The following is a 13404-nucleotide window of genomic DNA, read 5'->3' on the forward strand; positions in this document are numbered from 1 at the left end:
CGGTAACGGGTTCAGTTGACCGGTACTAATAGGCCGAGGACTTGACTACGAAGCTGCTACGCGTCCACTGTGCAACTCTGAACAAACACCAAACAGCCCCCTGCATTCGGGAGTGTTCGGGTGTGGGTGTGTGTGTTGTTTGATATGTTCATAGTGTTACGGCGGTCATGGCGGAGGGGAAACGCCCGGTTACATTCCGAACCCGGAAGCTAAGCCCTCCAGCGCCGATGGTACTGCACTCGGGAGGGTGTGGGAGAGTAGGACACCGCCGGACAATCTTTAGTTGAGGCCGACCCTTCGGGGTCGGCCTCAACTGTTTTCACGCCCCGAACACGCCACGCCACACCGTCCCCTCTGCTGCCGATTTCGGTCAGCACCAGCAGTCCCGGTTCCTGGCGTTCTGCCACCCGCCCGGGCCCGCCCGGCCCCGACGATACTGCGACCGTATCGACGAATGCAGATCACCACCATTTTTGTTGACCTTTATTGCGTCGTCATTCTGACATTCATGACTCTTCTTCCGTTGTCTCGGGAAGATGTGATGGATGGACGAACTGACCAACCGGAAACAGTCTTCGTCGGGTCCGGGCCGGCCAGCAGAAGCCGAATCGTCGACGATCCGGGTCGTCGTGGTGGGCCCACCGGGCCTGCTGCGTACCGCGTTGGCAGCGGTGTTGGCCGCCGCCCCCGGGTTCGAGCTGGCGGGGGAGAGTGACCCCGACCACCAGGTCACCGATCGGGTCGTCACCCGCCGTCCACACGTGGTCCTGGTCGACCTGGACGGGATCGACGACCCGGCCGTCCTCACCGGACGGTGGCACGCCAGGGTGCCGGAGTGCGCCGTGGTGGTGTTGACGTCCCGGCGGACCGCGCGGGTGCTGCGGCGGGCGCTCGGGGCGCGGGTGCGGGGCATCATCGCCAAGGACGTCCCGCCGCAGGAACTACTGGATCAACTGCGGCTGGTCGCCGAGGGCAACCGGATGATCGACCCGGTGACCGCGCTGGCCGCGCTCGACGCCGCGGTCAACCCGTTGAACGAGCGGGAACGGGAGGTGACCGCCGCAGCTGCACGCGGTCTGTCGACCAAGGAGATCGCCGCCCACCTGCATCTGGCCCCCGGCACCGTCCGCAATCACCTGTCGGCGGTGCTGCGCAAGACCGGTGCCCGCAATCGTTGGGAAGCTGTCCTGCGCGCCCAGGACGCAGGCTGGATCTGACCAACCGTGAGAAGGGGTGTCGGTTCAGTTACGAGTTCAATAAGATTCCCAACCGTGCGTCATGGGTTGCGCACATTTCGTCAACACCTGCTTGATCTCGGGAGTTGCTTATGGTCCGCACACTGCTCGCTCTCCAGGGCGGGCTGCTCCGTGGCGCCCTCGCTCAGGTGCTCTCGGCCGAGCACGACATCGAGATCGTCGGCGAGGTGGACAGCCCGCACCAGCTGCGCGCTGCGGTCCGGGCCGAACGCCCCGACGTGGCCGTGATCGAGTTCGACATGCTGACCGTGGCGGAACTGATCCACCTGGCGACGGCCGAGCCCGGTGCCGACCCCATGGCCGATCCCGGAGCGGGGGCCATCGGCCGGGCCGACACCGTGACGGCGGGTTGTGGTCCGGTGGCCACGGACATCGTCGGTGCCGCGTCCCTGCGGCAGCGCACTGCTTCTCCGGTCACCCGCGCAGGGTCCCTGCTGGTCCTGGTGGAGCAGCGGCGGGCGGGGCGGCTCGGGTCGGTGCTCGCCGAGTACGGGAACCGGATCGGCTTCCTCAGTCGGGACGTTCCACCCGGGCGGATCGTCGATGGGGTGCGCCAGCTCGCCGAGGGCCGGGTCGTCCTCGATCCGGATCTGGTGGTCGCCGCCCTGGAGGTCGCCGCCAGTCCGTTGACCAATCGGGAGCGTGAGGTGCTCGACGTGGTCGCCGAGGGGCATCCGGTCCAGGAGATCGCTGATCGGCTGGTGCTGTCGACCGGGACGGTGCGCAACCACCTGTCGCGGATCATGGCGAAGACCGGGGCCCGGACCCGTTGGGAGGCGGTGCGTATCGCCCGCGAGTCGGGCTGGCTGTGACCCGTCCGCCCTACCCCGTTGCCCGCCCCGCCCCGTTGCGTGGCGCAACCCCCGGTGACGACCCGGCACCGGCGGCCTACGCGGCACCCCCCGCTCCGGTCGTCGACCCCGTTGCGGTCCGGGCTGTCGCCTCCGACCCGGCCCGAGCCGTCGCCACCCTCGCGCCCCGGACCGTCCCGGTGCGGGGCGTCCTGTCCGTCCCTACGGCCGGTTCCGTCCCTGGCTTCGACGCCGGGCCGGTCCCCGCCTTGTCGTCCGGTGTCGTCCAGCAGGTGGCGATCGCCGGCGGCTCGTCCTGCGTCTCGCCGTAGCCGACCAGGGCGCGGTAGGCCGCCGAGCGGGTGAGCAACCCTTCGTGGGTGTCCAGCAGCGCGGTCCGTCCGTCCAGCAGCAGGACCCGCCGGGCCCGCAGGGCCGAACTGACCCGGTGTGCGATGACCACCAGGGTGCCCGGGCGGGTGGCGAAGACGCTCTCCAGTCGGGCCTCGGTCGCCGGGTCGAGGTGGCAGGTGGCCTCGTCGAGGATGATCAGCGGGGCGGGGGAGAGCCAGGCCCGCAGCAGCGCGATCTGCTGGCGTTCCCCTGCGGACAGCTTCCCCGGGCACAGCAGTGCGTCGTGGCCGCCGAGCCGGGCCAGCAGCCCGGTCAGGCCGAGCCGGGCCGCCGCCCGGTCGACCGTCTCGTCCGGCAGGCCGGGCGCCAGGTAGCCGAGGTTGTCGCGCAGCGTGCCGGTGAAGACGTACGCCTCCTGGGGGATGAGCACCCGCCGGTCGGCCAGCTCTCCCGGTGTGGCACCGGTCACCGGCAACCCTCCGACGTGGATGGTGCCGGACTGCGGATACAGCACCCCGGCGATCAGACCCGCCAGGGTCGACTTGCCGATCCCGCTGGCCCCGACGATCACCAGGTGGTCCCCGACGGGCACGTCGAGGTCGAGGTGGTCGAGCACCGGGTCGGCGTGGGGGCCGTACCGGAAGGTCACCGCACGCAGCGACAACGCCGTCGCGGCCCGCTGCGCTCCGGGGGGCGACCACCTGGGCGGGCCGGCAGCGGGCCGGTAGTCGTCAGGGGGGAGCGCAGGTGCGGCAGCGGCCGGGCCGGCGGGCCGTGGCGCGGCGGGCCGGCCGCCGGTGGTGCCGGTGGGTGTGGTGTCCGCCGGTGCGGCGGTGCGTAGCAGCCGGTCCAGGGTGACCGCGAACCGGAGGCCACCGGCAGCCACCCCCTGCACCAGGCTGTGCAGCGCCGGCTGCACCCCGCGCGTCACGTAGACCAGCGCGCCGAGCACGGCACCCGGCCCCAGGCCCTGGCGGACCAGCCAGGGCGTGGCCAGCAGCAGCACCGGAACGGGCAGCCAGCCGCCCAGTGCCAGGCTCAGACCGCGCGTCGCCGCCATGGTGGCCAGCCGCCGCTCCACCCGGGCCTGGGCGTCGACGGACCCGCCGACCCAGCCGGTGACCTGGTCCCGTGCGCCGCTGGCGGCGACGTCACGATGGCCGGTCACCGCGGTCACCACGGCCCGCCCCAACTGCTCGTCGGCCTGCACGTACTCCCGTTGCCGGGTCACCATCACCGGCAGTGCCACGGCGAACAGGACGAGACCGGCCAGCACCGGCACCGCCACCACCAGGGCCACCGGGGCGGCCAGCGAGAACAGACCGAGCACGGCGGCGCCGAGCGCGAACAGGAAACCGCGTACCACCATCAGGAGACCGGCGTAGGTGTCCCGGACCAGCTCCACCTGATGGGTGAGGCGGGCGACCGCCGCATTGTCGGCCCGGCCGCCGGCCGCAGCGGCGACCGCGCCGCGTACCACCCGGCGGAGCAGGTCGTCGCGGAACGGTTCGACCACGGCCCCGAGCAGCGCGTACGACCGGTGGGTGCCGGCCGCGCCGACCAGCACCGCCAGCCCCAGCAGGGCCAACCAGGCCAGCCCGACGTCCGGCCGGCCGGCCAGGAAGCCGCTGTCGACGGCGCGGGCGGTCAGCAGCCCGGACAGGGCCGCCGGGAGCACCTCCGCCGCCGACCAGCCGGCCAACCGCCACAGCTGCGCCCGGCGGGCCCGCAGCGCGGCCCGGGTCACCCCGACGACGGTGCTCACGACCGGAACACCTCCCGGTAGTCGGGGTCGGCCCACAGTGTCGGGTGCGGGCCGACCGCCCGGACCCGACCGCCCGCCACCCACGCCACCAGGTCCGCGCGGGCCGCCATGCCGAGCCGGTGACTGACCACCACCCGGGTACGCCGGTCACCGGGGCCGGTCAGCGCCCGGGTCACCTGGTACTCGGTGGCGGTGTCCAGGCTGGACGTGGCGTCGTCGAGGATGAGCAGCCGTTCGGCGCGCAACGCGCGGGCCAGCCCGAGCCGCTGCCGTTCACCGCCGGACATGGCGACCTCGGCCAGCGGGGTGCCGTACCGGTCGGGCAGCCGTTCGACGAAGTCGTGGATGGCGGCGGCCCTGGCCAGCGGCACCGGGTCCACGCCGACCCCGACGGCGGCACCCACCGTGTCGCCGACCAGCACCGGCCGTTCGAACCCGTAACCCACCGCGGCGTGCAGGGCTGCCGGGGCCAGCTCCGGCAGCGGTACGCCGTCCAGGAGCACCACGCCGTCGTCGGGGTCGCGCAGCCGGCCGGCGACGGCGGCGAGCAGGGACTTGCCCGCACCCGAGGTACCCACGACGGCCAGCAGGGTGCCACCGGGCACCCGCAGGTCCACCCGGTCGAGTAGGGCCCGGCCCTCGGCGTCGCGCACGGTGACCCCGCGCAGTTCCAGGGTGCCCGGTCCGGGTGGCAGGGCCCGGGTGCCGTACGGCCGGGCGGGTTCGGCGAGCACCTCGGCGGCCCGGCGGCAGCCGGCGCGTACCCGGACGGCGGTGTTCAGGGCGGCGACCACGGTGCCGAGGCCGGCACCGAGCGCGGCGTACTGGATGGCGGCCAGCAGTTCTCCGGGTGTCAGCCGGCCGGCGGTCAGCGACAACCCACCGACGGCGACGATCGCGACCTGGAGCAGCGGGTTGAGCACGGCACCCCGGGTCGCCGCCCCGGCCAGCACCGTCCAGGTGCGTGCGCCGTGCCGGTGCAGCGCGGCGAGGGGGGTCAGCACCCGGTCGACCTCCCGTTCGCCGGTGCCGGCGGCGGCGATGGTGCGCGCCCCGGCGAGGGTCTCCACCAGCCGGCCGGCGAGGTCGCCCTGGGCCTGCTGGTAGCCGGCGACGGCGGCGGAGGCGTCGGCGACGAAGCCGCGCAGCAGCAGGGCGAGCAGCAGCAGGCCCAGCACGAAGGTGACACCGAGCCACGGGTCGATCAGGGTGAGCGCCACCAGGCTGCCCACCGGCGGCAACGCCACGGTGGCGGCCGTGACGACGGTGGGCGCGGCCTGCCCGGCGTCGGCCACCTGCCCCACCACCCGGCCGGCCAGGTCACCCACCGGGCGGCGGGCGGCGGTGCGCGGGTCGAGGGCGAACAGGTGCCGGACCAGGGTGTGCCGCAGGTGCGCCACCGACCGGGCGGTGGCCGCGCCGGTGCCGTAGTCGCGGATGACGCCGACGACGACCAGCAGGGCGACCAGGGCGGCGACGGCGGCCAGCCAACGGCCGGGGGAGGACTGCGGGGCGGCTCCGACGGCGGCGTCGACGGCCCGTCCCAGCACGGCCGGCAGGGCCAGTTCGGCTGCGGTACCGGCCACGGTGACCACGGCCAACGTCGGGGTCCACCAGCCGGCAGCGCGCACCGCCCGCAGCAGGAGCCGGTCGTCCGGTGTCATCGCGCCCCTTCCCACGCCGCGCGGCCCCGGACCGGCAGGTGCCGGTCCGGGGCCATGCGATACCGGTCGATCAGTTGCAGGTGGTGACGCTGAGCGAGCTGTCGCCGCAGAGCAGCAGGCTGGCCTGGCTTCCGCCGCCGGTACGCTCGGTGGCCGGCAGTTCCATCGCCTGGAGGTCGAGCAGAGCCATGGTCTTACCTCTTTCTGTCGTCATTGGACGTGCCTGGTGGTGAACCTCGTCGGGTCGTCGGTCGACGACCGTCGGCTCAGTTGCAGGTGGTGACGCTGAGCGAGCTGTCGCCGCAGAGCAGCAGACTCGCCCGGCTTCCGCCGCCGGTACGCTCGGCGGCCGGCAGCTCCATCCCCTGAAGGTCGAGCAGGGCCATGTCTTTCCCTCCTTTCCACACTCGTCGGGTCGGGTTGCCCCGGGGTGACCCCCGGGGAGCGGGTGGGCCGTCAGTCGGCCGGGGTGGTGTCGCCGGTCGGGCCGAGCAGCGGCAACCGGACCGGGTCGGTGGGCCGGCTGGCCGCGACGGCGGCCAGCACGCCGGCGGTGCCGGTGGCCAGGTCCATGGAGAGCCGCAGCAACTGGTCGCCGGGGAAGGCGGTCCCGTCGGCGTACGGCAGGGCGTGCCAACCCAGCAGCCGGGCCTGGGCGTGGGCCACCTCGTGCTCGCCCCGGCCGGCCAGGTAGGCCACGATGCCGGCGCGTCCGGCGAACAGTCCGGACTGGGCGTAGAACGGGAAGTCGGCGCAGCGGCGGATCGCCTCGGCCTGCTCGGCCAGGCCCTCGTCGGGCCGGTGGCGCAGGTAGCGGTCGAGCACCAGTCCCACCCCGACGCTGCCCTCGGCGAGGTACGGCATGGTCCGCCAGCCCTCGTTGACCTCCAGGTGCCCGTCGTCGCGGCGGACGCACCGGCGCAGGTCCTGCCGTAGCGCGGTGGCGGCGTGGTCGAGGAGCCGCTCGTCGGGTTCCCGTTCGTGCCGGCCCAGCAGCATCAGCGCCACCCCCGCCCCGCCGCGCATCAGTCCCGCGTACGGGTGCCGGCCGCCGCTGACCTCGGCCACCGAGTCGACGTCGCCGAGCCGGTCGACGACCAGGTCGACGGCGTGCCGGGCGGCGGCCTCGTAGCGGTCCTCGCCGGTCAGCGCGGCGAAGTGGGTCAGGTTCAGCGCGATGCCGGGCAGGCCGCCGACGAGGTCGTTGCCGAGTTCCGGCCACGGTTCGTCGAGGCAGCGGTCGAGCAGCCGGCGGGCCTCGTCGCGGTGCCCGAGCAGGTCCAGCACGTACGCCACCCCGTGCAGCCCGTCGAAGAAGCCGAGCCGGCTGCCGGAGGCGGGTTCCCGGACCCGGTCGATCAGCCACCGGACGTGGCGGGGGTCGACGGGGGCGCCGGTGGCGTGCAACGCCCAGAGCACCCCGGCCGCGCCGTGGGCGAGGTTCAGCCCGCCGTCGTTGCCGCTGAACTGCCGGATGTCGCCGGGGAAGAGTCGGTCGTCGCGCTGGGGCGTGGCGCTGGCGGTGATCGCCCGGACCAACCGGTCGCGCAGGCCCGGCCAGTCGTCCGGGTCGATGCGCACCACGTCCGGGTCCAGCCGGGGCCGGGTGGCCGTGTCGGGTGTCGTCGGGGTGGCTGCGTCGGGTGTGCCGGTGGCCGGTGGGTCGCCGACGATCACCGCGACGGTCTCGTCGAGCACCGCCCGGTCGACCGGGAAGTGCTCGGCCACCACGTCGGCCAGGTGCGCCGCCTTCGTCGGCACCAGCCGCAGCATCGCGGTCAGCGGCAGGAACAGGGCCAGCCGCAGGCAGGCCAGGGCGTACCGGTCGACGTCGGGGCCGACCCGGTCGCGGGGCGCGGCGAACGCCTGGTTGCGCAGCGCCGGGCGGCTCGCCTCGGCGGCGGGTGCGGCGACCTCGAAGTCGATCAGGGTGACCGCCCCGTCGTCGCCGACCATGATGTTGAACATGTGCAGGTCGCCGTAGACGATGCCGTGCGCGTGGATGGCCTCGACCGCCTCGGCGACCTGCCGGTGCACGTCCAGCGCCCAGCGGGTGTAGCCGGCCCGGTCGGCGTCGGGGTGCACCAGCGGGTAGCGCTGCACCACCTCCTGGTTGAGCGGGCGGCCCTCGACGAACTCCAGGGCCAGGAACTCGTGCCCGCCGAAGCTGAACTCGTCGTGCACCCGGACCAGGTGCGGGACGTCGGCGAGTTGGCGCAGCACCTCGGCCTCCCGGCGCAGCCGGGTCACCGCGTCCGCCCCGGTGGCGTCGAGGCCGGCGTACGGGCGGGCCTCCTTCAGCACCACCCGGGTGTCGGTCCGGGTGTCCCGGGCCTCGTACAGGCCGCCGCCGTTGGAGAAGTGGACGACCTTCTCGATCCGGTAGGGCAGCTCGGTGGTGCTGGCGGCGTTGCGGGCGGCCAGGTGCGGGGCGAGGAAGTCCGGCAGGGTCACCCAGTCGGGCAGGTGGAACACCGGGTCGCGGCGGTCGGGGACCAGGGTGCCGGTGGCGTCGGCGATGGCGGGCACCACCTGACCCTCGGGTGAGAGGCAGTAGCGGGCGGCGAAACCGCCGTAGCGCAGGTAGACCGGTCCGTCGCCGTAGCGCAGGTCGCTGAGGATGTAGGGCCCCTGCTCGCCGTCGAGCAGCGCCGACAACTCCTTTGCGGTCAGCTCCAGCTCGGCGTCGTCGCGCGGGTAGACGGTGACGAACTTGCCGCTGCCGCCGCGGCGGGCGTACTTGCTGTTGCGCATCAGCAGCATCCGGGGGCCACGCAGGTGCTTGAACGGGATGCCGCGCGGCTGGCAGTAGTCCATCACCTGGGTCAGCACCCGCTCGGCGTTGTCCAACCGGGCCGAGACGTGGATCTTCCAGCCCTGGGCGGGCAGGGTGCCGCCGACCGGCGCGTGGATCAGCCAGTCGTCCTTGACCTCGGACTCCCAGCCCGCCGGCTGCGGGCGGTCCGCGGCGTAGCCGATGCCGGTGGCGGTGGCGCTCGCGCTGGACAACGAGTCGTAGAAGAGCGGGTCGACCGCGCAGTACGCGTCGTATCTGTCGTCCATCTCGGCTGCCTCCCATCCCCTGATCGGTTGATGTCAATCCTGCGATCAGTGGGCCGTCGGGCACAGTGCGATGCGTCATCGACCAGCGGTGAGATTCCGGGCGGAAACTCGTGACAATGGCGGAGTTTGAAATCGTGAATACGGCATCACCTGCGGGCGGTGCAGGTGGACACCCCCGGGGCGGTCCGCGCCGCGCCGGGGCGGCTGCCCCGATCCCGGCCCCTCCGGGCGACGTGGTCGGTGCTGACCACCCGGGCACGCCGACTCCGCGCGTCGCCGGTCGGGCGACGCGCGGAGTCGTGCGGGAGTACGCCGGCCGTGCCGCGACCCGGTCGGCGTCGGTGGCCCGGCTGTGTCGCGGGCCGAGGTGTCGTCAGACGGTGTAGAGGACCTTCACGCCGCTGACGGTGGTCGCCGAGACGGCGGTGCCCCGGACGTTGGAGTTGAGGTTGCGCCAGCCGTTGTTGCTGGCGGCCTCGTGCACCAGGCCGCCGACCACGGTGTAGATGATCTTCACGCCGTTGAAGCTGATCGCGGCGAGGGCGTCGGAGCTGACCCCGGAGATGCCGGTCCACAGGTTGCGCCAGCCGTTGATGCTGTTCGCCTCGTGCACCAGGCCGTTGACGACCGTGTAGATGTACTTGACGCCGTCCATACTGATCACGGCCAGGGCGTTGTTGCTGACCCCGGAGATGCCGGTCCACAGGTTGCGCCAGCCGTTGTTGCTGGCCGCCTCGTGCACCAGGCCACCGACCACGGTGTAGATGATCTTCACGCCGTTGTGGTTGATGGCGGCCAGGGCGTTGTTGCTGACCCCGGAGATGCCGGTGTTCAGGTTCTTCCAGCCGTTGGCGCTTGACGCTTCGTGCACCCAGCCGCCGACCACGGTGTAGATGTACTTGACGCCGCCCACGTTGATCACGGCGAGGGCGTTGTTGCTGACGCCGGAGATGCCGGTCCACAGGTTGCGCCAGCCGGTGTCGCTGGACGCCTCGTACACCAGGCCGTTGTTGACCGTGTAGAGCAGCTTGTTGGTGCCCATGACCATGGCCGCGGTGGCCGAGCCGGTGATGCTGTTGACCGGCAGCATCTGCCAGCCGCTGTGGCTGCCGGACTCGTACACCTGGCGGTTGGCGGCCTGACCGCAGTTCTGGCTGGTCATGTTCCGGGCCGGCGAGGTGGGGCCGGAGACGTAGAGCGGGCCGGTGGACGGGCTGCCGTCGGAGGTGATGCCGGAGGGCACGCCGTTGAAGTACGACTCGGTCTTGACGCCGTCGCGGACCTGCTCGTAGTGCAGGTGCGGGCCGGTGGAGTTGCCGGTGCTACCCACCCGGCCGAGCTGCTGGCCGGTCGACACCCACTGCCCGGCGCCGACCATCGGCGTCTCGATCATGTGCAGGTAGAGCGTCCGCCAGCCGTCGCCGTGTTCGATGACCACGTACCAGCCGCCGCCGCTGCCCCAGCCGGCGAAGGAGACCGTGCCGCTGGCGGAGGCGAGGATCGGGCGGCCGTTGCTGGCCCCGCCGGTGAAGGTCAGGTCGATGTCGTAGTCGTCGTGACCGTAGTAGGTGGCCATCCGCCAGGTCTCGCCGCAGGGTACCGGCATCTGGAAGTTCGGTCGGGGGCCGGCGGCCTGGGCCGGGGTGGTCACGACGGCGGCGGTGCCCGCGAGCGCGAGCACGGCGACGCCGGCGGTCGCGAGCGTCAGCCGGGCGGTGGCGAGGAGTCGGGTGAGTGGACCCGTCATGCGCGGTTTCCTCCAAAGTGGAGTGTGGGGTTGAAGGATGTCGATCCTACGGTCCCGAGCCCCGTCCGGAGGGTCCGCGCCGCTCAGCCGACGGCGACCGAGACGGCGACGACCACCATGATCACGGCGATCACCCCGTCGATGACCCGCCACGCCGCCGGATGGGCGAGCACCGGACCCAGCCGGCGGGCACCGAGCCCCAACCCGGCGAACCAGACCAGGCTCGCCGTCACCGCTCCGGCACCGAACGCCCACCGGTTCGGGTCCTGGTGGGCGACCGTGCCGAGCAGCACCACCGTGTCCAGGTAGACGTGCGGGTTGAGGAAGGTGAACGCGAGGCAGGCCAGCAGTGTCGCGCGCAGCGTGGCCGGCGGACGGTCCAGCGGGGCGAGGGCGGTCGGGCGCAGGGCGCGGCGGGCGGCCAGCACCGCGTACCCGAGCAGGAAGGCGACCCCGCCCCACCGGACCGCGGTCAGGACGGCGGGCGTCCCGGTGAGCAACGCCCCCAGGCCGGCGATGCCGGCGGCCATCAGCGTGGCGTCGCCGGCCACGCAGACCGCCACCACCGGGAGTACGTGCTCCCGACGTAGCCCCTGGCGCAGCACGAAGGCGTTCTGCGCCCCGATGGCGACGATCAACGCGAGGGAGAAGCCGAAACCGGCGAGCACGGAACCCATGGCGGCCAGGCTAGGGTGGGCCACTCCCACGCTCCAGCTAAAGATTCTTCAGTAGCATTAAATTGCTTATGTCACTCGACCCGGTCCAGCTGGCGACCTTCCGGGCGGTCGTCACCCACGGCAGCTTCGACGCCGCCGCGCAGGCGCTGCGCGTCACCCCCTCAGCGGTCAGCCAGCGCATCAAGGCCCTCGAACGCGCCGTCGGGCAGGTCCTCGTGCGCCGCGCCCGGCCGTGTGTGCCGACGGCGGCCGGAGCGCCCCTGATCCGCCTCGGCGGGCAGGTGGCGCTGCTCGAACAGGAAGCCCTCGACGCCGGGCGCGGCGCCCTGCGCGACCACACCCGGGTCACCGTCGTGGTCAACGCCGACTCCCTCGCCGGCTGGTTCCTACCGGCCCTGACCGCCGTCCCCGACATGCTGGTCGACCTGCGCACCGACGACGAGGCGCACACCGCGCAGCTGCTGCGCGACGGCACCGTGATGGCGGCCGTCACCACCGAACGCACGGCCGTGCAGGGCTGCCGGGTCCTGCGCCTCGGCGCGCTGCGCTACCTCGCCGTCGCCACACCCGCCGCCCACTCGGCGCACTTCGCCGACCGGGAGCCCGCCACCGCGTTCCCGACCGCGCCGATGATCCGCTTCGACCGCAAGGACACCCTGCAACACCGCTTCGCCCGTACGCTCACCCGCCGCGACGTCGACCCGCCGACACACTTCGTTCCGGGGACGGCCGCCTTCACCGAGGCGATCCGGCTCGGCCTCGGCTGGGGACTGCTCCCCGAGGCCGTCGCCCGACCCGACCTCGCCGCCGGTCGCCTCGTCGACCTGGCCGCCGGCCGGCACCTCGACGTGCCGCTCTACTGGCAGTGCTGGCGGCTGGAGTCCACGGCGCTGACAGCGCTGACGGCGGCGGTCCGGGCCGCCGCCGGCACCGCGTTGTACTGACCGGACCCGAGGATGGGCGGGCGCGTCGTGGTACCGGTCGGGACCGGTGGGCGGGCCGGCCTGGCGACGAACACGGCGTAACCGCCGTCCAGCCGCTGGCACAGCATCGGGTGTACCCGGGGCCGGTCACTCCCGGCGGCGACGGTGCACCACCCGCCGTCCCCGGCGGAACGCCCGTTCAGCCGGGCACCGACCCGGCGACGAAAGTCCTGCGGTACGCCTGCGGTGACACTCCACTGAGCCGCTTGAACTGGACCCGGAAGTGCGCCGGTGAGGCGAAACCGACGAGGTGGGCGATCCGGTCGACGCCGTGGTCGGTGCGTTCCAGCAACTCCTGCGCCCGGCGGATACGCACGGCCGCGACCCACTGCATCGGGGTGAGGCCGGTCTCCTCGTGGAAACGGCGGTTGAGCGTCCGCACGCTGAGCCCGGCCCGGGCGGCCACGTCGGCCAGGGTCAGCCGCTCGTCCGCGTGCGACTCCAACCACTCCAGGACCGGGCCGAGACCCACCCCGGCGGGGTCCGCGCCGGGGCGCACGATGAACTGCGCCTGCCCGCCGTCGCGGTGCAGCGGGGCCACGGCCTGCCGGGACGCGTCGGCGGCGACCGCCGCCCCGTGGTCACGGCGGACCAGGTGCAGGCACATGTCCACGCCTGCGGTCGCCCCGGCGGAGGTGACGAACTGGCCGGTGTCGACGTACAGCACCGCCGGGTCCACCCGGACGGCCGGGAACATCGCCTGGAACCGCTCGGCGGCGGCCCAGTGCGTGGTGGCCCGTCGACCGTCGAGCAACCCGGCGGCGGCGAGGGTGAACGCGCCCACGCAGATCGAGGCGATCCGTACGCCGGCGGCGGCGGCCGCCCGCAGCGCGTCCAGCACCGCACCGGGCACCGGCGCGGCCGGGTCGTACCGGCCGGGCACGATGACGGTGTCGGCGTCGGCGAGCGCGTCGAGGCCGTGGTCGACGGCCAGCCGCAGCGGGCCGGCGTCGACGACCGGTCCGCTGCCGCAGGCCAGTACCCGGTAGCCGGCCCGGCCGCCCGGCAACCGCACCCGGCCCAGCACCTCGATCGGGGTGGCCAGGTCGAACGCGATGGTGCCCGGGAGCGCCAGGACCAGCACGGTGTGCACAGCGGCACCTC

General features: G+C 73.2%; 11 protein-coding genes and 1 rRNA gene. 4 read left to right on the forward strand and 8 right to left on the reverse strand.

What is annotated here, in order from left to right:
• Positions 1-157 precede the first annotated feature (157 nt).
• The 3 genes from rrf to AB0B63_RS14075 all read left to right on the forward strand — a co-directional run bounded on the left by rrf (position 158) and on the right by AB0B63_RS14075 (position 2068).
• Positions 158-274: ribosomal RNA gene (rrf, locus tag AB0B63_RS14065) — 5S ribosomal RNA — on the forward strand.
• Between the two features lie 271 nt (positions 275-545).
• Positions 546-1217, forward strand: a complete 672-nt coding sequence (locus tag AB0B63_RS14070) for a response regulator transcription factor (protein ID WP_208570766.1) — start codon at positions 546-548, stop codon at positions 1215-1217.
• A gap of 110 nt (positions 1218-1327) precedes the next feature.
• Positions 1328-2068: a response regulator transcription factor gene (locus tag AB0B63_RS14075; RefSeq protein ID WP_357018211.1), complete on the forward strand. Its 741-nt coding sequence runs from the start codon at positions 1328-1330 to the stop codon at positions 2066-2068.
• 76 nt (positions 2069-2144) lie between these two features.
• Here AB0B63_RS14075 and AB0B63_RS14080 read toward each other — a convergent pair whose 3' ends face one another.
• The 7 genes from AB0B63_RS14080 to AB0B63_RS14110 all read right to left on the reverse strand — a co-directional run bounded on the left by AB0B63_RS14080 (position 2145) and on the right by AB0B63_RS14110 (position 11317).
• Positions 2145-4166, reverse strand: coding sequence for an ATP-binding cassette domain-containing protein (locus AB0B63_RS14080; RefSeq protein WP_357018215.1), 2022 nt, complete (start codon positions 4164-4166; stop codon positions 2145-2147).
• On the reverse strand, positions 4163-5830 hold the full coding sequence (locus AB0B63_RS14085) for an ABC transporter ATP-binding protein (protein WP_357018217.1): 1668 nt from the start codon (positions 5828-5830) through the stop codon (positions 4163-4165). Before AB0B63_RS14085 ends, AB0B63_RS14080 begins: the two co-directional genes overlap by 4 nt.
• A 70-nt stretch (positions 5831-5900) precedes the next feature.
• Positions 5901-6020, reverse strand: a complete 120-nt coding sequence (locus AB0B63_RS14090) for a SapB/AmfS family lanthipeptide (protein ID WP_067312693.1) — start codon at positions 6018-6020, stop codon at positions 5901-5903.
• 76 nt (positions 6021-6096) lie between these two features.
• On the reverse strand, positions 6097-6216 hold the full coding sequence (locus tag AB0B63_RS14095) for a SapB/AmfS family lanthipeptide (protein WP_088647629.1): 120 nt from the start codon (positions 6214-6216) through the stop codon (positions 6097-6099).
• Between the two features lie 70 nt (positions 6217-6286).
• Complete coding sequence (gene lanKC, locus AB0B63_RS14100) at positions 6287-8893, reverse strand: class III lanthionine synthetase LanKC (protein WP_357018221.1); 2607 nt, start codon at positions 8891-8893, stop codon at positions 6287-6289.
• A gap of 373 nt (positions 8894-9266) precedes the next feature.
• Complete coding sequence (locus AB0B63_RS14105) at positions 9267-10640, reverse strand: M23 family metallopeptidase (RefSeq protein ID WP_357018224.1); 1374 nt, start codon at positions 10638-10640, stop codon at positions 9267-9269.
• A gap of 83 nt (positions 10641-10723) precedes the next feature.
• The gene (locus tag AB0B63_RS14110) at positions 10724-11317 is read right to left on the reverse strand and encodes a LysE/ArgO family amino acid transporter (protein ID WP_357018228.1); all 594 of its coding nucleotides are present in this window, start codon (positions 11315-11317) and stop codon (positions 10724-10726) included.
• A gap of 68 nt (positions 11318-11385) precedes the next feature.
• Between AB0B63_RS14110 and AB0B63_RS14115 the strand changes: the two genes are divergently transcribed.
• Entirely contained in the window at positions 11386-12261 is an 876-nt protein-coding gene (locus AB0B63_RS14115) for a LysR family transcriptional regulator ArgP (protein ID WP_357018231.1), read from the forward strand.
• 178 nt (positions 12262-12439) lie between these two features.
• Here AB0B63_RS14115 and AB0B63_RS14120 read toward each other — a convergent pair whose 3' ends face one another.
• Positions 12440-13393 carry a helix-turn-helix domain-containing protein gene (locus AB0B63_RS14120; protein WP_357018235.1) on the reverse strand — a complete coding sequence of 318 codons (954 nt, stop codon included), beginning with the start codon at positions 13391-13393 and terminating at the stop codon, positions 12440-12442.
• Positions 13394-13404 lie beyond the last annotated feature (11 nt).

Origin of the sequence: Micromonospora sp. NPDC049081 (assembly GCF_040648835.1) — a bacterium.
Lineage (GTDB): Bacteria > Actinomycetota > Actinomycetes > Mycobacteriales > Micromonosporaceae > Micromonospora > Micromonospora antibiotica.